The 24083-nt window shown below is 38.6% G+C and carries 23 protein-coding genes; 15 read left to right on the forward strand and 8 right to left on the reverse strand.

Annotated features, from left to right (window positions below; genetic code table 11):
• Positions 1–2: 2 nt before the first annotated feature.
• Together HUS24_RS00105 and HUS24_RS00110 are read right to left on the reverse strand one after the other, a co-directional pair.
• Positions 3–707 carry a CoA transferase subunit A gene (locus HUS24_RS00105; protein WP_173910062.1) on the reverse strand — a complete coding sequence of 235 codons (705 nt, stop codon included), beginning with the start codon at positions 705–707 and terminating at the stop codon, positions 3–5.
• A 186-nt stretch (positions 708–893) separates the two neighbouring features.
• Entirely contained in the window at positions 894–1778 is an 885-nt protein-coding gene (locus tag HUS24_RS00110) for a LysR family transcriptional regulator (RefSeq protein ID WP_173910063.1), read from the reverse strand.
• Positions 1779–2110: 332 nt separating this feature from the next.
• Between HUS24_RS00110 and HUS24_RS00115 the strand changes: the two genes are divergently transcribed.
• The 7 genes from HUS24_RS00115 (at position 2111) to HUS24_RS00145 (ending at position 8538) form a co-directional block, all read left to right on the forward strand.
• Positions 2111–3097 carry a quinone oxidoreductase gene (locus HUS24_RS00115; RefSeq protein WP_173910064.1) on the forward strand — a complete coding sequence of 329 codons (987 nt, stop codon included), beginning with the start codon at positions 2111–2113 and terminating at the stop codon, positions 3095–3097.
• 45 nt (positions 3098–3142) lie between these two features.
• The gene (locus HUS24_RS00120) at positions 3143–3991 is read left to right on the forward strand and encodes a TauD/TfdA family dioxygenase (RefSeq protein ID WP_173910065.1); all 849 of its coding nucleotides are present in this window, start codon (positions 3143–3145) and stop codon (positions 3989–3991) included.
• Positions 3992–4044: 53 nt separating this feature from the next.
• Complete coding sequence (locus HUS24_RS00125; RefSeq protein ID WP_173910066.1) at positions 4045–5094, forward strand: 3-keto-5-aminohexanoate cleavage protein; 1050 nt, start codon at positions 4045–4047, stop codon at positions 5092–5094.
• Positions 5095–5230: 136 nt separating this feature from the next.
• Positions 5231–6562, forward strand: coding sequence for an MFS transporter (locus HUS24_RS00130; protein WP_173910067.1), 1332 nt, complete (start codon positions 5231–5233; stop codon positions 6560–6562).
• Entirely contained in the window at positions 6559–7215 is a 657-nt protein-coding gene (locus HUS24_RS00135) for a DsbA family oxidoreductase (protein WP_173910068.1), read from the forward strand. The genes HUS24_RS00130 and HUS24_RS00135 overlap by 4 nt, the downstream gene beginning before the upstream one ends.
• Positions 7212–7520: a Rieske (2Fe-2S) protein gene (locus HUS24_RS00140; RefSeq protein ID WP_173910069.1), complete on the forward strand. Its 309-nt coding sequence runs from the start codon at positions 7212–7214 to the stop codon at positions 7518–7520. Before HUS24_RS00135 ends, HUS24_RS00140 begins: the two co-directional genes overlap by 4 nt.
• Positions 7521–7530: 10 nt before the next feature.
• Positions 7531–8538 carry a YeiH family protein gene (locus tag HUS24_RS00145; RefSeq protein WP_173910070.1) on the forward strand — a complete coding sequence of 336 codons (1008 nt, stop codon included), beginning with the start codon at positions 7531–7533 and terminating at the stop codon, positions 8536–8538.
• A 110-nt stretch (positions 8539–8648) separates the two neighbouring features.
• Here the strand turns inward: HUS24_RS00145 and HUS24_RS00150 are convergent, their stop codons facing one another.
• Positions 8649–9659 (reverse strand): AraC family transcriptional regulator, encoded by a 1011-nt coding sequence (locus tag HUS24_RS00150; protein ID WP_173910071.1) that lies wholly within the window; start codon positions 9657–9659, stop codon positions 8649–8651.
• Positions 9660–9935: 276 nt separating this feature from the next.
• On the opposite strand from HUS24_RS00150, the gene HUS24_RS00155 reads away from it, so the two are divergent.
• The 5 genes from HUS24_RS00155 (at position 9936) to prpC (ending at position 16592) form a co-directional block, all read left to right on the forward strand.
• Positions 9936–10529 (forward strand): alpha/beta hydrolase, encoded by a 594-nt coding sequence (locus HUS24_RS00155; protein ID WP_254433816.1) that lies wholly within the window; start codon positions 9936–9938, stop codon positions 10527–10529.
• Positions 10530–10736: 207 nt separating this feature from the next.
• A complete protein-coding gene (locus HUS24_RS00160; RefSeq protein WP_173910073.1) occupies positions 10737–12572 on the forward strand; it encodes a DUF1302 domain-containing protein in 1836 nt (611 codons plus the stop codon).
• Positions 12573–12879: 307 nt separating this feature from the next.
• Complete coding sequence (locus HUS24_RS00165; RefSeq protein WP_173910074.1) at positions 12880–14511, forward strand: long-chain fatty acid--CoA ligase; 1632 nt, start codon at positions 12880–12882, stop codon at positions 14509–14511.
• A gap of 57 nt (positions 14512–14568) precedes the next feature.
• Entirely contained in the window at positions 14569–15453 is an 885-nt protein-coding gene (gene prpB, locus HUS24_RS00170) for a methylisocitrate lyase (protein ID WP_173910075.1), read from the forward strand.
• A gap of 2 nt (positions 15454–15455) precedes the next feature.
• On the forward strand, positions 15456–16592 hold the full coding sequence (gene prpC, locus HUS24_RS00175; protein ID WP_173910076.1) for a 2-methylcitrate synthase: 1137 nt from the start codon (positions 15456–15458) through the stop codon (positions 16590–16592).
• A gap of 146 nt (positions 16593–16738) precedes the next feature.
• Here prpC and HUS24_RS00180 read toward each other — a convergent pair whose 3' ends face one another.
• On the reverse strand, positions 16739–18118 hold the full coding sequence (locus HUS24_RS00180) for an LLM class flavin-dependent oxidoreductase (RefSeq protein WP_173910077.1): 1380 nt from the start codon (positions 18116–18118) through the stop codon (positions 16739–16741).
• A 333-nt stretch (positions 18119–18451) separates the two neighbouring features.
• On the opposite strand from HUS24_RS00180, the gene HUS24_RS00185 reads away from it, so the two are divergent.
• The 3 genes from HUS24_RS00185 (at position 18452) to HUS24_RS00195 (ending at position 21559) form a co-directional block, all read left to right on the forward strand.
• A complete protein-coding gene (locus HUS24_RS00185; RefSeq protein WP_173910078.1) occupies positions 18452–19702 on the forward strand; it encodes an SfnB family sulfur acquisition oxidoreductase in 1251 nt (416 codons plus the stop codon).
• A gap of 13 nt (positions 19703–19715) precedes the next feature.
• Positions 19716–20969 carry a monooxygenase gene (locus HUS24_RS00190; RefSeq protein WP_173910079.1) on the forward strand — a complete coding sequence of 418 codons (1254 nt, stop codon included), beginning with the start codon at positions 19716–19718 and terminating at the stop codon, positions 20967–20969.
• A 146-nt stretch (positions 20970–21115) separates the two neighbouring features.
• On the forward strand, positions 21116–21559 hold the full coding sequence (locus HUS24_RS00195; protein WP_173910080.1) for a hypothetical protein: 444 nt from the start codon (positions 21116–21118) through the stop codon (positions 21557–21559).
• Positions 21560–21597: 38 nt separating this feature from the next.
• Here the strand turns inward: HUS24_RS00195 and panD are convergent, their stop codons facing one another.
• From panD to HUS24_RS00215, 4 genes are all read right to left on the reverse strand, one after another.
• The gene (gene panD / locus HUS24_RS00200; protein WP_004722504.1) at positions 21598–21978 is read right to left on the reverse strand and encodes an aspartate 1-decarboxylase; all 381 of its coding nucleotides are present in this window, start codon (positions 21976–21978) and stop codon (positions 21598–21600) included.
• Between the two features lie 151 nt (positions 21979–22129).
• Entirely contained in the window at positions 22130–22708 is a 579-nt protein-coding gene (pth, locus tag HUS24_RS00205) for an aminoacyl-tRNA hydrolase (RefSeq protein ID WP_173910081.1), read from the reverse strand.
• A gap of 22 nt (positions 22709–22730) precedes the next feature.
• Positions 22731–23027 carry a 50S ribosomal protein L25 gene (rplY, locus tag HUS24_RS00210; RefSeq protein WP_171532179.1) on the reverse strand — a complete coding sequence of 99 codons (297 nt, stop codon included), beginning with the start codon at positions 23025–23027 and terminating at the stop codon, positions 22731–22733.
• A 100-nt stretch (positions 23028–23127) separates the two neighbouring features.
• Positions 23128–24081, reverse strand: a complete 954-nt coding sequence (locus HUS24_RS00215) for a ribose-phosphate pyrophosphokinase (protein ID WP_065993642.1) — start codon at positions 24079–24081, stop codon at positions 23128–23130.
• Between the last annotated feature and the right edge of the window lie 2 nt (positions 24082–24083).

Consider the following 24083-nt stretch of genomic DNA (forward strand, 5'->3'; position numbering starts at 1 on the left):
TCTTAAGCCTCCTCTGCTTTTAAGGTCATTTGTTCAATGCGTTTTTCAGGATTTGCATTGAGCACAATTCGGTTGACATAAATACCAGGTAAATGAATATCATCTGGGTCAATTTCACCAATTTCGACAATCTGTTCCACTTCAACAATGGTGAATTTCCCTGCCATAGCACAGTCAGGATTAAAATTTCGTGCAGTTTTACGGAACACCAAATTACCTGCTTTATCCGCTTTATAGGCTTTGACCAAAGCAAGATCTGCGGTGAGTGAGGGTTCTAAAATATAAGGTTTTCCATCAAATTCACGGACTTCTTTGCCTTCTGCAATCAGTGTACCAACGCCTGTCTGTGTATAAAATGCAGGAATACCTGCACCCCCTGCACGGAGTTTTTCGGCTAATGTGCCTTGTGGTGTCAGTTCGACTTCAAGTTCGCCTTGTAAAAACTGACGTTCAAATTCTTTGTTTTCACCAACATAGGATGAAATCATTTTTTTAATCTGTTTGGTGGCAAGCAGTTTACCCAAACCAATACCATCCGTTCCTGCATTGTTGGAAATACAGGTTAAGTCTGTAACACCTGTTTCCATCAGGGCGTCAATTAAAACTTCAGGAATACCACATAATCCAAAACCACCTACTGCAATGGTTTGTTTATTTTTTACCACATCTGCAAGTGCAATACGTGCATTGGCTACGACTTTATTCATTGGCTGACTCCATGTCTTTTTTAAATTATTAACATCGAATAGAAGCATTGAGAAATTGAATATTTTAAATATGTAATGAGGAAAACTTATTAATCAAAAAAATACACATTTAGAGATTAAAGTATTTTTTATTTAGGTGAGATATAGCGTAGAAGAAAATTTTAATATACAAACCAATATATAAACTTATTGAAAATAATGCTCACAAATAAGATTAATAAATTGTTGAGAAATATGAGAAAGCTCAAAGTCTTTTCGATATAAAACACCAAATGCCAAAGATACGTTTCCATCAGTGATATCCAAAACTGTGTTATGTTCTTGATCAATAAAATTTTGGAAGTGCCGAGGAATTGCAGTGACACCCATTCCATATGCTACAAAATGTGACAATGAACTGATTTGATGACATTCAACCTTTAAATCCAAAACTAAATTGTTTTTTAAACAACTCTCTTCAATGACATGGCGAATAATTGAGGGCTTTTGTAAGGTAACAAAAGGATACGTACATAGCTCAGCCATGGTGATGTGTTTGTACTGAGCGAGCACATGGTTCTTCGGTACAATTGCAATGAAGTCTTCTTTAAATAAGATGTGGAACATCAGTTGGTGACGAAATTGTGGTTCAAAACAAATCCCTATTTCAAAAATACCGTCTTGAACTTTTTCGATAATCTTTTCATTGGGTACATCGTGAATTGAAAAACTAATATTTGGAAATTTTTTGGAAAACTCCTGTAAAACTATAGGCAATACAGCATGGGTTGCAAAGGGCATTGAAGCAATATTGAGTATGCCACGATTCAGTTGGAAGCGTTGTTTGACATCTTTTTCCATATCCTCCCAATTTGCGAGAAGTTTTTTTGCATAAGGAATTAAAGCTAATCCTTCATAAGTTAAATTTACTTGTCGTGTACTACGTTTAAAGAGTTTCCCACCCAATTCTTCCTCTAAGGACTTGATACTTAAACTTAAAGCAGACTGACTTAAACACAGTTCATCAGCTGCATGTGCATAGTTCAAGGTTCGAGCAAGGATTAAAAAAGCTTTAAGTTGTTTTAATGTCATCTATTTTCTCATTCATCATCTATTTTCAGATCAGCTGGCACACCTTAAAGCATGTTGCAAAAATAGTGAAGTTGCCAAAAACGATGAGTGTATTTTCACATTAAAAATAGTGATGCAGATTTGCATGAAAATAGAGTTTTCCTTGATAAATATAAAAAACCAATAAGATCAATGTTATTGCTCAAAGAGCTGCGATGATCGGCCTATTTAGGGAATAGCCTGTCGCAAAATGTTAAGTCGATGTCGTCAAATGTAAAGGATATAAAGATTGACTGTTGTAGTTTTAGGTTATGCATTTAGCAATCAATAATAAGCAAAACATGGATAGGAAAATGACACAGACACAAGCAGTACGCTTTTATGAAACGGGCGCACCAGATGTAATGCAATTGGAAACGGTAAACTTAGCTGAACCTCAGACGGGTGAAGTACGTTTACGTCATGTTGCAGTGGGTTTGAATTATGCGGATACCTATTTCCGTAACGGTACTTATCCAATCCCACTGCCAAATGGTATTGGTACTGAGGCTTCTGGCATTATTGAAGCTCTTGGTGAGGGTGTGACTGATTTTGCAGTTGGTGATCGTGTCACATATACAGGGTTTTTAAACACGCTTGGTGCATATAGCACTGAACGTAATATTCCAGCCAATGCTTTGATCAAACTGCCAGAAGCCATTTCTTGTGAAACAGCAGCCGCAATGACCATGCGTGGTTTAACTGCTTCTTATTTAATGCGCCGTATTTATGACTTTAAAACAGGTGACACAATTTTGCTGCATGCCGCAGCAGGTGGGGTTGGGCTAATTGTATCGCAATGGGCAAAACTACTGGGTTTAACGGTGATCGGTACAACTTCTACTGAGGAAAAAGCAGCTGTTGCTCGTGCACATGGCTGTGATCACGTGATTAATTATAGTCATGAAAATGTGGCTGAGCGTGTGCGTGAGTTGACCAACGGTGTGGGAGTCAATGTCGTTTTTGACAGTGTCGGAAAAGATACTTTCATGTCCTCTTTAGATTCATTAAAACGTCGTGGCTTAATGGTCTGCGTGGGTACAGCTTCGGGTCCAATCGCAGAATTTAATCCTGTATTACTTGCAATGAAAGGTTCGTTATTTATTACACGTCCAGCACTAGCAGATTACATCGCCGATCCTGCTGAAAAACAAGCTTTAGCCAATGAATTATTTGATCATGTTGCAAGTGGCCGTATCAAAATTGAAATTAATCAACGCTATGAACTTAAGGATGCTGTTCAAGCCCATCGTGATTTAGAAGCACGTAAAACCATCGGATCTTCAATTTTTGTGATCTAGTCGCTTCAGTTTAGAAATGACGGTTTTTGCTAGAAAGGATTTCTCATGCAAATAGAACAATTAGCCTGCAATATCGGTGCAGAATTACGCGGTGTAAATTTGGCAGATGCCATTCAAGATCAAGACCTGTTTGCTGAAATACGCTCACATTTACTCCAACACAAGGTTTTATTTTTAAGAGATCAAAATATTTCACGTGCTGAACACGTTGCATTTGCTGAACTTTTTGGTCAACTTGAAGATCATCCAGTAGCAGGGAGTCATGCTGATCACCCTGGTTTGGTGCAGATTTATAAGACACCAGACAGTCCTATTGATCGTTATGAAAATGCATGGCATAGCGATGCAAGCTGGCGCAAAATTCCACCAATGGGATGTGTGTTGCGTTGTGTGGAATGTCCGCCTGTTGGTGGCGATACCATGTGGACCAATATGGTCATGGCATACGAAAACTTACCAGAAGATGTAAAAGCGAAAATCGCAGATCTACGTGCTTATCACAGTATCGAAGCGAGTTTTGGTGCGGCGATGCCGCTTGAAAAGCGTTTGGCGTTAAAAGCACAGTTTCCAGATGCGGAGCATCCTGTGGTTCGCACTCATCCTGAAACAGGTGAGAAGATTCTGTATGTAAATGCATTTACAACACATTTTAGTAATTATCACACCAAAGAACGAGTACGTTTTGGGCAAGATGCCAATCCAGGTGCAGCAGATTTACTGCGTTATTTAATCACCCAAGCATCTATTCCTGAATACCAAGTACGTTGGCGTTGGCAGCCAAACAGTATTGCGATTTGGGATAATCGTAGCACGCAACATTATGCCGTGATGGATTATCCAGCGTGTCATCGCAAAATGGAGCGAGCTGGCATTATTGGCGATACAACATATTAATTTTTAAAAACTTACTAATTTTATCTATCTAATAAATAGCATAGGAGATGCATATGCAATTTTTTGATGATTCTTTACATCCAGAAAATATGGAAAAAGTGGTAATTACTGTTGCGCCGTATGGTCCTGAGTGGATGCCTGAAGATTTTCCAGAAGATATTCCTGTGACGATGGAGGAACAAATCCAAAAAGCAGTGGAATGTTATGAAGCAGGTGCGACTGTTTTACATTTACATGTACGTGAGTTAGACGGTAAAGGTTCAAAACGTCTATCAAAATTTAATGAACTGATTGCAGGTGTGCGTGCTGCTGTACCAGATATGATCATCCAAGTGGGTGGCTCGATTTCTTTTGCACCTGAAAGTGAAGGTGAAGCAGCGTTGTGGTTGAGTGATGATACCCGTCATAAATTGGCAGAGTTAGATCCGAAACCTGATCAAGTCACTGTTGCTGTCAACACTACACAAATGAATATCATGGAGCTGTTATATCCAGAATATCTCAAAGGTACATCACTTGAACATCCTGCAATTCAAGCGGCTTATGCTGAAATGACAGTACCTGCAGGTCCTGAATGGTTGATTGAGCATTTAAAGCGTTTGGCTGCCAATGGTATTCAACCGCACTTCCAACTGACAGGAATGCATGGTTTAGAAACATTAGAGCGTCTTGTACGAAAAGGCTTATATAAAGGTCCAATGAACCTAACTTGGATTGGTATTGGTGGTGGTTTTGATGGTCCAAACCCATTTAACTTCTTTAATTTTATTCATCGTGTACCTGACGGTTGTACGTTGACTTCTGAATCTTTGCTGAAAAATGTATTACCACTCAATACCATTTCAATGGCAATGGGCTTGCATGCACGTGTGGGGAATGAAGACACCATTATTAACCATAAAGGTGAGCGCTTCTCTTCGGTTGAGCAGATCAAACAAACTGTGCGTATTGCACATGAGCTAGGTCGTGAAGTAGCAAATGGTCAAGAAGCACGTGAAATTTATCGAATCGGTGTACAGTACGACACCATTGAAGAAACTTTACTTGCAAATGGCATGGCACCTAATCGTAAAGTTGGGCAAAAAGGTGTACCACAGCGTTAATTGCATCCAAATTCATAAGAGTTATACGGAATATTAACTCGAATAGGTTGCATTTAGGGGGGCTACACTTTTTAGGCTAAGTGTAATCCTCCAAAAATTAAAAATTACAAATGATAAAAAATACAAGGAGGTGGTTATGGGTGTACATCAATATACATCCGATGTGACAGGTATTGATACGTCAATCGGTATTCCACGACGTTATGCTTGGATGGTCTTTGCGCTTACTTTTGGTTTACTCATTTCGGACTATATGTCGAGACAGGTTTTAAATGCTGTCTTTCCACTTATTAAAAATGAATGGGCATTAACTGACAGTCAGTTGGGTCTACTCAGTGGCATTGTAGCATTAATGGTAGGTCTACTCACCCTACCATTGTCACTACTAGCTGATCGGTTTGGACGGGTCAAAAGCTTAACAATAATGGCTGTATTGTGGAGTCTAGCAACTTTAGGCTGTGCGCTTGCTGAAAGCTATCAACACATGTTTATTGCACGTTTTCTAGTAGGTGTTGGAGAAGCTGCATATGGCAGTGTGGGGATCGCGGTGGTTGTCGCCGTATTCCCAAGAGAAATGAGAGCGACATTAGCCAGTGCATTTATGGCAGGTGGTGTGTTTGGCTCTTTCTTAGGCATGTCACTCGGTGGTGTCATGGCGGAACATTTTGGTTGGCGCTGGGCATTTGCAGGTATGGCAATTTTTGGTCTGGTTTTGGCGATGCTCTATCCATTGGTTGTGAAAGATAAAAAAATTGCGTCACCGAAAGTGATTGATCATCGTGGTCAAAAAATAAAACCAGCAAAAAGCCCTCTTAGAAGTTTGTATTCAAGTCGTTCTGTCGTTGCAACCTATATTGGCAGTGGTCTACAACTCTTTGTTGGTGGCACGGTAATCGTATGGATGCCAAGTTATCTAAATCGTTATTACGGTATGAGTACTGACAAAGCAGGGATTACTGCTGCCATCATTGTATTGTTTAGTGCGGTGGGGACAATTTTATGCGGCATGCTATGTGACCGTTTAGGAAAAGATCGTCCTGATCGTAAAGTTGTTTTAGCAATAATTTATTGTATTGGTGGTTGCATTCTTTTGTCTGTTGCCTTTGCCTTACCAGCAGGAATAGCACAATTATTATTGATTTGTTTAGGTATGTTTATCGCTTTGGGTACCAATGGTCCTTCGAGTGCAATGGTGGCGAATTTAACCCATAACTCGGTGCATGGTACTGCATTTGCAACTTTAACTTTAGCCAATAACTTTTTAGGTTTGGCACTTGGTCCATTGGTAATTGGAAAGCTATCCGATGTCATTGGTTTACATGATGCTTTTCGAGTGATGCCTTTGGTCAGTATTTTAGCGGCTGTGGTGTTTTTATATGCCAAACGGCATTACCACAAAGACATGGAACGTGCCAATCAGCAAGCTTTCGCAACAAATGATTTACAAGATATGGAAGAAAAATCATGACACGTCAACTCGTTATCGATGTTTTTTTTGAATTTATTTGTCCTTGGTGTTTAATCGGAAAGCGTCAATTACAAAATGCTATACAACAATTAAAACAAAGCCATCCTGATGTCAGTGTGGTGCTTCAGTGGCGTGGTGTGCAGCTTTTACCGCAAATTCCAAAAGACGGCGTGCCATTTAAAGCATTCTATTTAGTTAGATTAGGCAATGCGACAGCTGTACGTCAACGCCAAGAACAGGTTCGTCAAGCTGCAAAAATCGTAGGTATTGATATTGATTTTAATTTGATTCCGCGTATGCCGAATACGAACAAAGCACATGTTTTATTTAAAAATGCGTTGAAGTTTGCAAGTCCAACACTCTGTGATCGTTTGCTTGAAGCCATTTTCACGGCTTATTTTCATCATTCAGAAGATATCAGTGATATTGCAACCCTACAAAAAATAGCAAGCTATTGTGGTTTTACCGATGAGATCTTAGACAAAATATTTGCAGAACAAGATAACACAGTATTTATTTCGGCAGATACAGGTGGTAAGGGGGTGCCATACTTTGTGTTTGATGGGAGTTTTGCGGTGGCAGGAGCTCAACCTGCACAGGCATTATATCAGGCGATGCTTGAAGCATTGGAAATGCAGGAGCAATATGCATGAGCATTCGTTTTCAAATTCCTCAGGACAAAATTCCAACTTTAGGGCAACGTACTTTTTTACAAGTTGAAGATCAGTTTGTTGCATTATTTAATGTTAATCAAAATCTTTATGCTATTAATGATCGATGTCCTCATCAAGGTGCATCTTTATTTGGCGCCAAGCTTGAAGGAAAAACAATTCAATGTTGCGCACATGGACTTAAGTTTGATTTGGCGACAGGATACTTGAATAACTCCACCCACTTTAAAGTCACTACGTATCCATTAGAAAAGATCAATGATCACGTTTTTATAGTGATGGATTGAGGAGACGAACATGCCAAATATTCAAACTATTCATCTACGCACACGTGAGTTGCTGCCAGGTTTTATTGTTAGTGCTGTAGTGGCTGCCGCAGCCTGTTTCCTATCTGAGCATTACGGTGCACCTGTTATGCTGTTTGCTTTATTGCTTGGAATGGGGCTTAACTTTTTATCTAATGATGGAAAATGTAAAGCAGGCATAGAGTTTACAGCACGTACTGTGTTAAGGATCGGCATTGCGCTTCTAGGCATACGAATTACTTTAGGGCAAATCACAGCATTAGGATGGCAGCCAGTTATTATGGTGATTACCATAGTTGCTGTAACAATTTCTGCATCTGTGCTTGCGGCAAAAGTACTTGGATTTAATAAATTTTTTGGCATGCTCACAGGCGGAGCGACCGCAATTTGTGGTGCATCTGCAGCATTGGCATTGTCTGCGGCGCTGCCGAATCACCCACAAAAAGAAAAAGCAACTTTATTTACAGTGATTGGTGTATCTGCACTTTCAACATTAGCGATGATTGTTTATCCCATGATTGCTAGATGGTTAGAGCTTTCTCCACTGGCGTCAGGTGTTTTCTTGGGAGCAACCATTCATGATGTTGCACAAGTTGTCGGTGCAGGTTATAGCATGTCAACTGAAACAGGCGATACTGCAACGGTTGTGAAGTTAATGCGTGTAGCAATGCTATTACCCGTGATTGTTTGTGCAGCCATGATTACACGAATGCAAGGTACAGATGATGGTACAGGACAACGTCCACCACTTTTACCAATGTTTGCCGTGGGTTTTTTAGTTCTCGCCTGTATCAACAGTACAGGATGGGTACCACTTGTCATTCAAAGTGGGCTGAATGAGTTATCTCGTTGGTGTTTAATTATTGCGATTAGTGCATTAGGTATGAAAACACAACTCAAAGAATTGGCAAGTGTGGGAATGAAACCGATTTTATTAATGATTGGGGAAAGTATTTTCTTGGTGCTGTTGGTTCTAGCACTTATGCAGTTGTGGTTATAGTGTAGCGGTTGATTGATGAGTATTTGACAGTAGAAAAAAGGCTTCTCCATCATAGAAACGCCTTTTTTGTATGATTTCAATGGATAGATGATTGCTGTTGATGATTCGACTTAGTGCAATAAGGTTTTGTTCATTTCACGCCATGTATTTGGTGCCATTTTAAATTGACTGATAAACCAACGCGTAAATGAACTTGGCATTGAATACCCTAAAATATCAGAGACTTGTCCTAATGAATAATTTGAATTTTTTAAATAACGAAAAACTAGATCACGGCGAACATCATTGACTAAATCACTAAAATTAGTATTGTGCGCAATGAGACGGCGTTGTAGGGTGCGTACATTTAAACCATGCGCATGAGCAACTTGGTCAATGGTAGCGCGCCCCATAGGTAGCAATAAATAAATACTTTTGCGGACATCAAAAATAAGCGAAGATTCACCATCATTTTGTAAAATATCAAGATAACGTTGTGCGTGATCTGCCATTGCAGTATTGCCTAATGGATTGGCAGTATCTAGCTCTGTTGCTGTACAAACAATGCCATTAAACTCACTTCCAAATTTTAAAGTACAGCCAAAAATACGTTTATGCGTTGATAAATCCTTTGGTGCAGGATGTGTGAAATGAATACTTAAAGGATGCCATTTTTGCCCTAGTAGTGCTGTACAAAAACGGTGGGTAATACCGATTGCGAGTTCAATTGCTTGACGGCTATAAGCTGATATACCTGTCACAACCTCCTCTCTGATAATCACAGTTTTATCTATCTCTTCGATATAAATTGCGAGTGCATCATTAAATAAATTGCGATAACGCACAATAATCTGCAAAGCATCACGTAAGGTTTGCTGATAATTTAAAAGTAAGCTGATCTCGCCAAAATCTGCGAGATGGCGTTGTTCTGCCATGCGCAAACCAAAGGTATCACAATGGCTCATTTGAGCAGACTGTTCGAGTAGATAAATTGCCTTATTAACAGGAATACGTTGTTTCGTATTAGTCAGTTGTGTTGGACATAAGCCGACATTAGACAATAAATGATAAGGATTAATGTCTAATTGTTGCGTGACATGCACATAGTTTTTTAAAACTGCCATATGAGCAAGAGGAATCACCTGAGTTTCTCCTTTTTTAATTTGACCTTCCTAGTCGAATTTCATTTATAACGAAAATTTGCTGTTCAGCATAGGTCTAATACGGATCTTAAACGTAACTAGATGTAGCTATTTTCAAAATTTAAATTCAGTTTAATCCGATTTTATTCAGATGAATTTTTTTTAGTTATTGTGTCGTCAAATGAAAAGTAAATGTCATCTAATGTGTATTTTATGCAATTCTTAACTTGTATTGTGATTAAGTATTTTGATGAATTATTGTCCTTTTACAGCAGGATGCAAAAGGTAGAAAATATGGAAAAAATCAACACGAAGGCAACAATTTTGATCATCCCTGGGTTGAGAGATCATGTAGAAGAGCATTGGCAAACTATATTAGCTACACAGTTAGAAAAAGTACGTACTGTTCCCCCAAATGAGATAGATAAATTAAGCTGTGCTAATCGAGTAGCACGTATTCAAGCTGAGTTAGATAAAATTCAAGGTCCAGTGATCTTAGTTGCACATAGTGCTGGTGTACTGATGACTATTCATTGGGCAGCGAGCTATTCTTCGCCAAAAATCAAAGGCGCATTGTTGGTTACACCCCCTGATTTAAATCAGACTTGGCCTGAAAATTATCCAAGTTCAACAGTGCTTGCACAAGAAGGTTGGTCACCTTTACCTGAACAAACTTTACCCTTCCCAAGCATTGTGGTTGCAAGTGAAAATGATCACTTAGCAAGTCAAAAAGTTTTTGAAAAAATGGCGAAAAATTGGGGCAGTCAATTGGTGAACTTAGGTGAAGTTGGACATATGAATCCTGCCTCAGGATTTGGTTTTTGGCCTGAAGCTATTGAGTTTATCGCTCAACTTGATGGTGTAGAGTAACGTGTTATCTCAGCATCATAAGCATCTAAACATGAATAAAAATAGATCGGTTTAGCAGGAGTTTAAGCCGATATTAGAGAAAAAAGTATTGAGTAAAATCAATGCGAGAAAAAGATTTTCTATAACAATATATCACCGTTTTGCCCATCACATGGACGATGGTCGTCAAAACTTATCATGAATAAATCATATCGATATGGAGATGATATGGTGTGTAAAACTTTATTTTTAAAAAATGCCAAACAGCCTTTTTTTTCATTTACTCAACTTTGTGTCTGCATGGGATTAGTGTTCAGCATGACTGAAGTTTCAGCTATAACTGTTGAACTAAACGAGGATTGGAAGCTTGAAACCAATACTCATTTGAGTATTGGGCAAAGTTGGAGTACTCAAGATGCTGATCGTGCTTTACTGTATCGCCCTGATGCATTGAGTATTGGTAAAGAGGGAACAAGTATAGATATTAATGGGGATAATGGGCGGGCTAACTTTGAAAAAGGTGATCCTATTTCACAAGTTGTAAAAGGTTTAACAGAATTCCGTCTCAATGGGAAAAATCAAGGCGCTGTACTGAGTGCAAAGTATTGGTATGATCACGCTTATGAAACAAGGAGAGGTGATTTTATCCCTTTTGATGATTCAGAATGGCCACGTTTGGTGAAATATAAAGGGATTGACCTTTGGGATGCTTATCTTTGGAAAAATTTAAGTTTTGATCACGGGGAAAGTCTAGATTTAAAACTGGGTAAACATGCTTTGAATTGGGGTAAATCTCAATTTTTTCAAAATGGTTTAAATTCAGTCAGTGCTTTTGACTATGCTGCTATGAACCGTCCAGGAGGTGATGTAAAAGAACGCATCATTCCTGTGGAGATGTTTTCTTTTGTAGCAGGATTATCAGATAAAACTAAAGTTGAAGGTTTTTATCAGTTTAAATTTCGTCCTTCAACTATTGATGGATGTGGAACTTTTTTTGAGATCTCTGATGTTTTTGCAGAAAATTGTGGACCTTTATTGATTGGTGGACCGGGCTTTACTACAGACCAAGCCATCAATGGTCCATTGGATTTTACTATTGCCCGGTTGCCAAGTGAATATGCCAAAGATAATGGTCAATATGGTGTGGCCATTAAACACATTATTCCAAGTTTGAATAATACTGAATTAGGTGCATATTTCGCCAATTATCATAGTCGAATTTTACATTTTGATGGAATTACTGTATCTCAACCAGGCGCAGCCAATTATCACACGGCAAGGATTCTGTCGGTTTATCCTGAAGATATAAAAATGTATGGTTTAAGTTTGACTGGCAAAGTGGGTAAGACTTCTATTTTCAGTGAGCTCAATTATAAACCTGATATGCCGTTGCATTTTAATAGTACGGATATGGTCTATGCGCAGGCCTTATATAATGATACCCCGATTACTTCTGCAGGTGAAACCTTAGCACTTGGTGAGCGTATTAATGGTTTTGCACGAGTACCTGTCACGCAGTTTAGTTTGGGTGCTGCTAGCGCAATTCCAAATGTGTTTGGTGCAAGTACTTTATCGCTTGTAGGGGAGTTAGGAATAAATCATATTGGTGATACTGATCAATACCATTTTGGACGTAGTGGTGCTTTTGGGCGTAGTGGTTTGTCAACAGGTGCTTATAATCCAGCAAAGGTTGAAACTTATTGTATTGCACCCAAAACAGCACAATTATCTGATCAAGAGATTCAAAATTTAAATGCCAAATATTGTAATGATGAAGGCTTTTTTGAAGAATGGTCAGCAGGCTATCGCTTAAGAGGTGCATTGAATTATAACGATCTACTCGCTGATACCACAGTTTCGCCAAGTTTAATGTTTCGTCATGATGTCAAAGGTTATGGCCCTAATTTCCAAGAGCGACAAATGGCGATCAGTGCAGGTATTTCAGCAACTTATCAAAAGAAATATATAACTGAGTTATCTTATACCAATTTCTTTGGCAACAATGAGTTTAGTGTTTTAGATGATCGTGATTTTGCATCATTAGTCTTTAAAATGCAGTTCTAATCTATGACATATTAACGCTTTAAAATCATTTTTAATTTGGCTCTTCTTTTTATCTACCTTTGAGCGTGGATGAAGGGAAGAGCTTTATCATTTATAAAGAAACAACTGAGCATTTATACATTTTAGTGAAAGTGGCATTTATTTATCAGGTAAAAATTAGGTTCGATGTGTCCAAAAGATAAGTCCGTGTCGTGAAAAGATAAAAACAAATAAAAAAATTCAGCTAATTTAAAAAGTAATTTATGCAGCAATGCATGATGAATATTCAAAAAACATTTTAAAAAATTCGGGAATAAGGATATTTTCCATGTACGGCAATATGATGTTTCAGCCACTTTTGATCAGCAGTTTAATTGAGCATGCTCAGACTTATCATGCAGACACTGCGATTATTTCAAAAAATACAGATGGCACGATGACGCAAACCTGTTGGGGTGAAATTGCTGAAAACTCGAAACGCTTTGCCAATTATTTAAAAAATTTAAATCTACAAGCAAGTGATCGTGTTGCTACGATCGCATGGAACAATCATCGTCATTTAGAAACTTGGTATGCTGTTTCGGGCAGTGGCTTGATTTGTCACACGATGAATCCACGACTTTTTCCAGAACAATTGAGTTTTATTATTAATGATGCAGATGATCAAATCCTCATTTTTGATAAAACTTTTGTCCAGTTGATCTTATCGATTAAGGTAAATATTCCAAGGGTAAAACAATTTATTTGTTTAGACGCTTATGATGCAGATATTGCTGCGATTTTCCCTGATGTTCAGTTTTATGATGATTTAATTGAAAATCAATCCATTCGATTTACATGGCCGATCTTGGATGAAAACACCGCCAGTTCATTGTGTTATACCTCAGGAACCACAGGCAATCCAAAAGGTGTGTTATATAGCCATCGTTCAACTGTTTTACATAGTTATGCAAGCAGCTTACCTGATTCATTTAATTTATCTGCTAAAGATCGAATATTACCTGTCGTCCCGATGTTCCATGTCAATGCATGGGGAACACCGTATGCTGCAGCAATGACAGGGGCAAGTTTAGTCTTACCTGGACCGATGCTTGATGGTAGCAGTTTGGTCAATTTAATTGATGATTATCAAGTGACGGCTGCATTAGGTGTACCTACTATTTGGCAAGGCTTACTGAATGCAGCACAGCAGTTAGGTAGTGAGCTCAGTAGTTTAAAACGGAATGTCGTAGGTGGTGCTGCATGTCCACCATCAATGATTAAAGCCTTTAAGGAAAAATATCAATGTGAAACCATTCACGCATGGGGAATGACTGAAACCAGTCCAATGGGTGTGGTGAATCAACTCAAAGCTAAACATGGTCAATTGAATGAAGCCAATCAATTGCAAGTGCGTCTAGCTCAAGGTCGTCCACCATTTGGTGTGCAGTTGCGTGTTTGTGAAGAGGAAAAAGGTACAGTTGAATTGGAGAGAGATGGATATTCAACAGGGCATTTACAAATTAAAGGACACTGGATTGTCGATCGTTATTTTGCTCAAATTGAGTCCGCTTTAACAGAAGATGGTTGGTTTGATACAGGCGATATCGCCACTTTGGATGATGATGGTTATCTCAATATTGCTGATCGTGCCAAAGATTTAATCAAATCAGGGGGAGAGTGGATATCCTCTGTAGAGCTAGAAAATATTGCCATTGCACATCCTGATATTGAGAGTGTGGCAGTCATTGCAGCACATCATCCACGTTGGGATGAGCGTCCAATTTTAATTGCGAAAAAATCTACAGAAAGTCAAATTACCGAGAGCCAAATTCTTGATTATTACAATGACAAAATCGCCAAATGGCAAATCCCAGACAAAGTCATTTTTGTAGATACCATTCCTGTGGGCGGTACTGGCAAAATTTTAAAGAAAGATTTGCGTGAAATTTATGGGGCAGTGTTGTTAGAAAATAACTAATTATCACTCTAAGTCACCCAATACTTAGCTAATTTACCTATATTCAAGGAAAGGAATATGACACAAGAAACGTCTGCAGGCTTAAGATTTAGACAAGCACTGGAAGTGGAAAAACCATTACAAATCATTGGTACAGTCAACGCTTATGCAGCGATGATGGCGAAACAAGTCGGTTATAAAGCGATTTATCTTTCGGGTGCAGGTGTTGCAAACTACTCTTATGGTTTACCTGACTTGGGTATGACCAGCTTAGATAACGTTTTAGAAGATGTGCGTCGTATTACAGAACGTGTAGATACACCGTTACTGGTAGACATTGATACAGGTTGGGGCGGTGCATTTAACATTGCCCGTACCATCAAACAAATGATTGCCGCAGGTGCAGCCGCAGTACATATCGAAGACCAAGTGGCACAAAAACGTTGTGGACACCGTCCAAACAAAGAAATCGTGTCGCAACAAGAAATGGTGGATCGGATTAAAGCCGCAGTAGATGCCAAAACCGATTCAAATTTTGTAGTGATGGCGCGTACTGACGCACTACAAAAAGAAGGCTTGCAAGCCGTGATCGACCGTGCTTGTGCCTGTGTTGAAGCAGGTGCTGATGCTATTTTCGCTGAAGCCATGACAGACATTACTATGTATAAAACTGTTTGCGATGCAGTGGGTGTGCCAGTGTTGGCAAATATCACTGAATTTGGTGATACCCCATATTACACAACGCAAGAGTTGGGTGAGCAAGGTATTTCAATGGTGCTCTATCCATTGTCAGCAACACGTGCGATGCAAAAAGCGGCACTGGAAGTGTTCCGTTCAATTCGTGAAAATGCCACACAAGTGAATGTACTTGACACGATGCAACAACGCAAAGAACTCTACGAATTCCTTGATTATCATACTTTTGAAAATACATTAGACAAACTATTCACTGAAGGAAAATAAAAATGGCTGAAGGTAAAGTACTGACTGGCGCAGGATTGCGTGGACAAGTTGCAGGGAAAACTGCATTATCAACCGTAGGTAAAAGCGGTGCAGGCTTAACCTATCGTGGTTATGATGTACAAGACTTGGCAGAAAATTGCCAATTTGAAGAAGTGGCTTATTTGATCTTCTTCGGTGAATTGCCAACCACTGAACAACTTGCTGCATATAAAGCAAAATTAAAATCTTTACGCCAATTACCCCAAGCTTTGAAAGAAGTACTTGAGCGTATTCCTGCTGACTCACACACAATGGATGTGATGCGTACAGGCGTATCCATGCTCGGTAACCTTGAAACAGAAAAATCATTCGCAGAACAACAAGATGTTGCAGATCGTATTTTGGCGACTTTACCTGCGATTATTTGTTACTGGTACCGATTCAGTCATGATGGCGTACGTATCGAAGAAAATACCGATGATGATTCAATTGGTGCACAATTCCTGCATCTTCTTCGTGGTGAAAAACCAAATGAGTTGCATGAACAAGTGATGAATGTTTCCTTAATTCTTTATGCAGAGCATGAGTTCAATGCCTCTACGTTCACTGCGCGTGTATGTGCATCGACATTGTCAGACATGCATTCATGTATTACAGGTGCAATTGGTTCACTTCGTGGTCCACTCCATGGCGGTGCAAATGAAGAGGCAATGGAAATGATTGAAAACTGGACATCGCCAGAAGAAGCTGAACGTGAAATGTTGGGTAAGCTTGAACGTAAAGAAAAGATCATGGGCTTTGGTCATGCGATCTACAAAGACAATGACCCACGTAATGGCATCATTAAAATCTGGTCTGAGAAATTAGCGAAAGATGTCGGTGATACGGTACTTTATCCAGTATCAGTACGCTGTGAAGAAGTGATGTGGCGTGAGAAGAAATTGTTCTGTAACGCAGACTTCTTCCATGCATCTGCATATCACTTCATGGGTATTGCAACCAAATTGTTTACACCAATCTTTGTCATGAGTCGTGTTACAGGCTGGGCAGCGCATGTGATGGAACAACGTGCAGACAACCGTATTATTCGTCCAAGTGCGGATTATACAGGTCCTGAACTGCGTAAAGTGATCGCAATTGAGGAGCGTATTGCCGCTTAATTTCTTAAGAATACTCAAGTTTATTAATGCTCTAATGAGAATTTCATTGAGCATTATTTTATTTTTAAATATAAATAGGACTTACGTGTATTAGTCTGGAGTCTAAATAACTAAAAGACAATTAACATCCTCAGCATCTTTTAATTTTAAACTCTACTTAACGCTTCGAAACGAAATGATGCACCACGATGTTCTTCAGGTAAGTGTGCAGCACGTCCAAAAAGCTTTTCACGTAAAGTCCCTGTACGATATTCTTTTTGATAGACACCACGATATTGTAATTCAGGCACAACATAGTTCACAACATCTTCAAAGGTTTGATGCGCCAAAATATATGCTAAATTAAAACCGTCAATATCTGTATTTTCAATCCACTCTTGCAAACGATCTGCAACAGTACTTGCCGAACCAACAATTACAGGTCCATTGCCGCCAACGCTAGTCCATTTGGCGATTTCTTCAATCGTCCAAATCCGATTTGGGTCAGCTTTAACATAAGAATCGAGTAAAGACTGAATAGCATTGGTTTCAATATATTCAACTTGATCCGTTGATTGATATTGGGAAAAATCCACTCCCGACCAACCTGAAACTAAGGTTAGTCCCCCATCATAGCTACCATAACTTTGGTATTCTTCAAATTTCTTTTGTGCTTTTGCATCAGTTTCATCAACCACAATCGAGAGCATGCAATAAATCAACACAGAGTTTGGATCACGTCCTTCTTCTAATAGTTTGGATCGGATACCTTGTGTTAATTGTTTTACTGCGGCTTTGGTTGGTGCAGAAATAAAAACACATTCAGCATTTTGGCTAGCAAAGCGTTGTCCACGGCTAGATGCTCCAGCTTGATATAAAACAGGTGTACGCTGGGGCGAAGGTTCACAGATATGAATACCAGGGACTTTAAAATATTTTCCATCATGACCAATGGGATGAACTTTATCAAAATCAGCAAAAACACCGCTATTTTTATCACGCAGCACAGCATCATTTTCCCAAGAACCTTCCCAAAGCTTGTATAAAACCTCTAAATATTCGTCAGCAATGTCATAGCGATTATCATGATTGACTTGCGTTTCTAATCCTAGATTTTTTGAACCACTTTCTAAATATGAGGTGACAATATTCCAACCTGCACGACCTTTAGTTAAGTGATCTAGGGTACTCATACGTCGAGCAAAGGGGTATGGGTGTTCAAAGGAAATCGAAGTTGTTACACCGAATCCTAAATGCTCTGTCACCGCCGCCATTGCAGGCACGACTTGCAAAGGATCATTAACGGGAACTTGCACTGCACCCGTAATCGCATGTTTACCACTACCATAATAAACATCATAAATCCCCAAAACATCGGCAAGAAAAACACCATCAAATTTGCCTCGTTCTAATATTTTGGCTAAATCTATCCAATAGTATAAGTCTTTATATTCAATAGATCGGTCAAGTGGATGACGCCATAAACCGGGAGATTGATGGGCAATACAATTCATTTCAAAAGCATTAAAGCGAATTTGTTTAGTCATAATATTACTCATGAATACTCAAAAACTTTATTTATTGGTGATTTTTATCTTATGCAAAATAAATGTACATTTTTATATTTAAAGTTAAGATATAAATAAATTTTTATGCTTATGAAAATAAGCATATATTTTATAAATTAATGTTTAAAAGTTAATTTTTAAGAATATTTATCTTTTAATTTATTTAAAATATTGATTTTTAATATATAAATTTTATTTATGTAATTTTTATAGATGTGTTATTTCATTTTAAATATATTGCTTTTCATTTTAATATATAAAAATTTAAATATTGCTGCTAGTTTAAATTTAATATTTCAACTAGGAAATCCAATGACTGCTAAAGTTAATATTACATTAGACTCAATAGAAAATATTCCAAAAGATTTTTATTTACTAAAAAATAAAGCCTATATCATTCAAAATGATGCAGAAGCGATTGCGGTTGCAAAACAATTAGCAGAAGATTTTAAACAAGAAGCCGCTATTAGAGATCATGAGCGTCGTTTGCCTTTAACTGAAATTGAAAAGTATTCCCAATCAGGTTTGTGGGGAATTACTATTCCTAAACAGTTTGGTGGAGCAGAAGTTAGTTATAAAACTTTGGCTGAAGTCGTGAAAATTATTTCCAGTGCCGATTCATCTTTGGGGCAAATTGCACAGAATCATTGGGCTTTTGTAGAGCATATCCGTTTAGATGCGACACCTGAACAACAAGTTTTTTTCTTTGACCAAGTGCTACAAGGACACCGCTTTGGTAATGCTTTTTCAGAAAAAGGATCAAAAACAGTTGCAGATTTAACAACGACAATTGATTTTAAAGATGATCATGCTGTGGTAAATGGACAAAAATTTTTTGCTACAGGCGCATTGCTAGCACATTGGATACCTGTTGTTGCAATCAATCATGAAGGAAAACCATTTGCAGCGTTGATTCCACAGCATAGTGAAGGTTTGACCATTAGTAATGATTGGAGTGGCTTTGGTCAACGAACAACCGTAAGTGGTTCTGTGATTTTGGATCATGTGAATGTCGATTTGAAATATGTCGTACCAATTTATCAGGCGTTTGAACGACATACTGCAGCAGGTGCTATTTCACAATTTATTCAGGCTGCTATAGATGCGGGTATTGCTCGGGGTGCGATTCAAGAAACGATTGATTATGTCCGTCAATATACTCGTCCTTGGATTGATTCAGGTTTAGAAAAAGCTACTGAAGATCCTTATACCATTGCCAATATTGGCGAATTAAAAATTAAATTGCGTGCTGCAGAAGCAGTTTTAGATTTGGCTGCATTGGCAATTGATGCAGCTTTAGCTGAGCCTTCTGAACAGAACGTTAATGATGCAACACTACTGAATGCTGAAGCCAAGGTACTAACTACTGAGATTGCGTTATTGGCAGCCAATAAATTATTTGAGCTTTCAGGTACGCGTTCTACTTTGTCAGAATTAAATTTAGACCGTCATTGGCGTAATGCCCGTACCCATACTTTGCATGATCCTGTACGTTGGAAGCTAAATATCGTAGGCAATTATTATTTAAATGATATTGCACCACCACGTCATGCTTGGAGTTAATAGGAGAATAACAATGACAACATTTACACAAAATCATGAGCTTTCTTTGGGTGGGAACTATGAGCAAGTTGCACAAAAGTTTCGTCCAATTTTTTCTAAAATTTCCTCTGGAACGCTAGAGCGAGAGAAGAGTCGCATCTTACCATATGAGCCAATTCAATGGTTAAAACAAGCCGGTTTTGGTGCTGTACGTGTACCTGTGCAATATGGTGGTGAGGGTTTATCTCAACGTCAGTTATTTCAGCTACTTATCGAATTAGCAACTGCTGACTCAAATATTGTACAAGCGTTGCGTGGGCATTTTGCTTTTGTTGAAGATCGTTTAGTAGCACATCGTGATCATTCACAAGAACTCTGGTTTAAACGTTTTGTACAAGGTGATTTAGTTGGAAATGCATGGACTGAGATTGGTAAAGTTGAAATTGGTGATGTAGCCACTCGTATTTCTCAAAATAAACAAGGTGAACTGGTGGTCAATGGTGAAAAGTTTTATTCAACAGGCACGATTTTTGCCGATTGGATTGATCTTTTTGCTTATGATGAAACTTTGGATCAGCATGTGATTGCTGCGATTTCTACACATGATCAGGGTGTTCATGTGAGTGATGATTGGGATGGGTTTGGGCAAAAAACTACTGGCAGTGGTACACTAAAAATCAATCAGGTGCTTATAGAGAGGGATCATATTTTACCTTTTGAGCAACGCTTTAAATATCAAACTGCATATTATCAAGTTTTTCACTTAGCAACTTTGGCTGGGATTGCACTGAGTGCGGTAGACGCTTTTTCAGAAGAAGTTCGTCAACGAACTCGTATTTTTAGTCATGGGAATGCTGATTTGGTTAGGCATGATGCTCAAGTACTCCAAGTGATTGGTAAAGCATCTGCTCAGGCTTTTGCTAGTCAGTCTATTGCACTTACTGCAGCGGAAGCATTAGATTTAGCTTATTTAACGCATTTCCAAGACAATGATGTTGCTGATCAACAAGCCAACAATACAGCTGAATTAGAATCCTCACAAGGACAGGTGGTGATTTCGAATTTAGTATTAGATCTGACATCAACGTTATTTAATGCTTTAGGTGCATCAGCCAGTACAACAACCAAACAACTTGATCGTTTTTGGCGTAATGCACGAGTAGTATCCTCACATAATCCACTTATTTATAAAGAAAAGGTGATTGGGGATTGGATAGTAAATCAAACACCGTTACCTTTTGTTTGGCAAATTGGTAATAGTCCAACTGCTCGAAAAAATTCTGCTTAATATTTATTTTGGGATAAACAGAGTTTCCATCGAAAGGTGAAAACTCTTTTTTATACAATGTCTTATTATTAATAAGAAAATATTGAGATCGTATTTCTTATAGAATTATGTTATTAAAAATAAATCAAAACTGAAAAATAAAAATCATGAAAAAATTAACATTAATTTCGCTGATGAGTTTTATCTGCTTACCTACATTGTCCTTTGCACATGCCGAAAATCGCTTTGAAGGTCTATGGCAGGAAATTTCACTTTATGATGATTCAGACATTATTGAAGGATCTGATAATGGCGTATCTGTGGATGATAGCGAATATTACTATATTTCAAGTTATCAAAATAAATTGTTAATGAACAATGTGAATAAAGATTCTACATTTGCAGTAGGCGAAGTTAAACAAAATACTAATATTTTAAAGTTTGTTGTCGTAAATTATTTAGATCGAGATGACATTTACGTTTTAAATTATGAATGTCGTGAAAAAGTTAAAAATCTAGAACTTCGTTGTCAATTTACCAATCAAAAAGGCGAAGTCGAAAAAAATATTATTTGGAAAAAACGCACCCAGAAAATGACCCAAACAAAATAAAACCCGCATATTGCGGGTTTTATCGAATTCTTAGGGATTTAAGCAACTTGTACAGGAATACAGTTTGCTGTGTGATTCACTGTATTGTCTGGATTTGCATAAACAAGGCGAGGTTTATGCGCATCAGCTTCAGCATTGGTAAAATCACCAAATGTAGCGATGATCATCAAATCACCTACATCCGCTTGAAGTGCAGCGCCACCATTCACAGAAATGATGCCTGAGCCTTCTTCACCACGAATTGCATAGGTTGTGAAACGCTTACCATTTGTCACATTCCACATATGAATTTCTTCGTATTCACGAATGCCAGCCAAATCTAAAAGAATGCCGTCAATTGCACAAGAACCTTCATAGTGCAACTCTGCTTGAGTCACGACACAACGATGGATTTTAGCTTTTAATAAACGAGATAGCATGGCTTGCGTCTCCTAGTTGTCCTACGACAGTTATATGTGGTCAAACAATAACTTTTGCAATGGGATGCTTTTTGAAAGCGCATTTTGCTCTTAAATTTAGCGCATAGCAAGAAAAATTGTTTAACAAAGCTTGAAATTGAATAAATGAAGTTTACGGTTTGTAGGCATTTATTTGATTCATTGCCTGCTGAATCTCACCGTTCACTAAAAGATCGATCTTACTTAAGGCATGATGAATTGCATCATCCATTAAAGTTTGTTCATTGCTTGGAGCACGGCTTAATACGTGACCAGATACTTTCTCTTTTGCACCTGGATGACCGATTCCAATGCGTAAGCGGTGAAAATTTGCACCGATATGCGGAACAATATCACGTAAACCATTATGACCACCATGACCACCGCCTGTTTTTAAGCGAATGACACCTGGGTTCATATCGAGTTCATCATGTGCAATCAGAATTTCTTCTGGTTTGATTTGATAAAATTTGGCGAAGGGTACAACACTTTGACCAGAGAGGTTCATAAAGGTTGTCGGTAATAATAGACGAACGTCTTGACCTTCGATATTACCACGACCACTGATCCCTTTATATTTAGAATCAGTTCTGAGTTGAATGCCATATTGATCTGCAAGGCGTTCTACAAACCAAAAGCCTGCATTATGGCGGGTTTGGGCATATTCAGAACCTGGATTACCCAAACCAACAATCAGTGAAAGTTTACTCACACTCATTTACACCATTCAACACTTATGCGCGTTTGAAGTCAGCGTGCATAGGTGTGTTTTTAGCTGGATGACGTTGTAAAGCTTGGATTTTAACGCTTTCAGCTTTACCGTCGATGTTGATTTCTACAACTTCTTCAAAGAAAGCATTGCTTTCTAAAGCTTTAACAAGCTCACGAAGCTCTAACGTTACTGCTACAGGCTCAGCTGAACCACCATAGATGATTGCAGGTACTTTGTTTTGAAGACGAAGGCGGCGGCTCGAACCTTTCCCTTGTACTGCTTCTTCACGTGCTACTGCATTTAATACGAAGTTTGCCATGATAGACATTCCTAATTTAAGTTTAATTGACTAGACCTTCGACCAGTCTAGTGATAGAAAGCCCCACCAAAAGGCAGGGCTTTTAAATTTTAGCGCTATATTATAGATAAGAATCGAACATTGCGCTAATAGATTCTTCGTTATTAATACGACGAATTGTTTCAGCAACCATACTTGCAACTGAAACTTGACGAATTTTACCAAGTTTCAATGCTTCTTCAGAAAGTGGAATGGTATCAGTCACAACCAATTCATCAATCACTGAATTTTGCAGGTTTTCAAGTGCTTTACCAGAAAGAACAGGATGTGTTGCATAAGCAACAACCTTACGAGCACCAAATTGTTTAAGTGCATCAGCAGCTTTACATAATGTACCTGCTGTATCCACCATGTCATCGACGATGACACAATCACGATCTTTTACATCACCAATCAAATGCATCACTTGTGATTCATTGGCTTTTTGACGACGTTTATCGATGATCGCAAGATCAATATCACCCATTTGTTTTGCAACTGCACGTGCACGAACCACACCACCAACGTCAGGTGAAACCACCATGAGGTTATGATGAGATTGTTGACGAAGGTCAGCAAGCAAAGCAGGAGTACCGTAGATATTGTCTACTGGAATATCGAAGAAACCTTGGATTTGGTCAGCGTGCAAGTCGATCATGACAACACGGTCAATTCCTACAGTGGTCAGCATATCTGCGACAACTTTTGCAGTAATTGGTACACGCGTTGAACGTGGACGACGGTCTTGACGCGCATAACCGAAATAAGGAATCACAGCGGTAATACGACCAGCACTTGCACGACGCAAAGCATCAGCCATCACCAAGATTTCCATGAGGTTATCATTGGTTGGTGCACAAGTTGGTTGTACGATAAATACGTCTTTACCACGCACATTTTCAGTAATTTCGACAGTGATTTCACCATCAGAGAATTTACCTACTGATGCAGCTCCCAATGGGATATGCAAATGGCTAACGACTTTTTGGGCGAATTGTGGATGAGCATTTCCACTAAAAACGACAAGATTGGGCATGA

Origin of the sequence: Acinetobacter sp. Marseille-Q1618 (assembly GCF_902809855.1) — a bacterium.
In the GTDB taxonomy this organism is placed as follows: domain Bacteria; phylum Pseudomonadota; class Gammaproteobacteria; order Pseudomonadales; family Moraxellaceae; genus Acinetobacter.

Coding starts and splice junctions, on each gene's coding strand:
- HUS24_RS00105 (WP_173910062.1), bottom strand. CDS start 707: ATGAATAAAGTCGTAGCCAATGCACGTATTGCACTTGCAGATGTGGTA.
- HUS24_RS00110 (WP_173910063.1), bottom strand. CDS start 1,778: ATGACATTAAAACAACTTAAAGCTTTTTTAATCCTTGCTCGAACCTTG.
- HUS24_RS00115 (WP_173910064.1), top strand. CDS start 2,111: ATGACACAGACACAAGCAGTACGCTTTTATGAAACGGGCGCACCAGAT.
- HUS24_RS00120 (WP_173910065.1), top strand. CDS start 3,143: ATGCAAATAGAACAATTAGCCTGCAATATCGGTGCAGAATTACGCGGT.
- HUS24_RS00125 (WP_173910066.1), top strand. CDS start 4,045: ATGCAATTTTTTGATGATTCTTTACATCCAGAAAATATGGAAAAAGTG.
- HUS24_RS00130 (WP_173910067.1), top strand. CDS start 5,231: ATGGGTGTACATCAATATACATCCGATGTGACAGGTATTGATACGTCA.
- HUS24_RS00135 (WP_173910068.1), top strand. CDS start 6,559: ATGACACGTCAACTCGTTATCGATGTTTTTTTTGAATTTATTTGTCCT.
- HUS24_RS00140 (WP_173910069.1), top strand. CDS start 7,212: ATGAGCATTCGTTTTCAAATTCCTCAGGACAAAATTCCAACTTTAGGG.
- HUS24_RS00145 (WP_173910070.1), top strand. CDS start 7,531: ATGCCAAATATTCAAACTATTCATCTACGCACACGTGAGTTGCTGCCA.
- HUS24_RS00155 (WP_254433816.1), top strand. CDS start 9,936: ATGCAAAAGGTAGAAAATATGGAAAAAATCAACACGAAGGCAACAATT.
- HUS24_RS00160 (WP_173910073.1), top strand. CDS start 10,737: ATGGTGTGTAAAACTTTATTTTTAAAAAATGCCAAACAGCCTTTTTTT.
- HUS24_RS00165 (WP_173910074.1), top strand. CDS start 12,880: ATGTACGGCAATATGATGTTTCAGCCACTTTTGATCAGCAGTTTAATT.
- prpB (WP_173910075.1), top strand. CDS start 14,569: ATGACACAAGAAACGTCTGCAGGCTTAAGATTTAGACAAGCACTGGAA.
- prpC (WP_173910076.1), top strand. CDS start 15,456: ATGGCTGAAGGTAAAGTACTGACTGGCGCAGGATTGCGTGGACAAGTT.
- HUS24_RS00180 (WP_173910077.1), bottom strand. CDS start 18,118: ATGACTAAACAAATTCGCTTTAATGCTTTTGAAATGAATTGTATTGCC.
- HUS24_RS00185 (WP_173910078.1), top strand. CDS start 18,452: ATGACTGCTAAAGTTAATATTACATTAGACTCAATAGAAAATATTCCA.
- HUS24_RS00190 (WP_173910079.1), top strand. CDS start 19,716: ATGACAACATTTACACAAAATCATGAGCTTTCTTTGGGTGGGAACTAT.
- HUS24_RS00195 (WP_173910080.1), top strand. CDS start 21,116: ATGAAAAAATTAACATTAATTTCGCTGATGAGTTTTATCTGCTTACCT.
- panD (WP_004722504.1), bottom strand. CDS start 21,978: ATGCTATCTCGTTTATTAAAAGCTAAAATCCATCGTTGTGTCGTGACT.
- rplY (WP_171532179.1), bottom strand. CDS start 23,027: ATGGCAAACTTCGTATTAAATGCAGTAGCACGTGAAGAAGCAGTACAA.
- HUS24_RS00215 (WP_065993642.1), bottom strand. CDS start 24,081: ATGCCCAATCTTGTCGTTTTTAGTGGAAATGCTCATCCACAATTCGCC.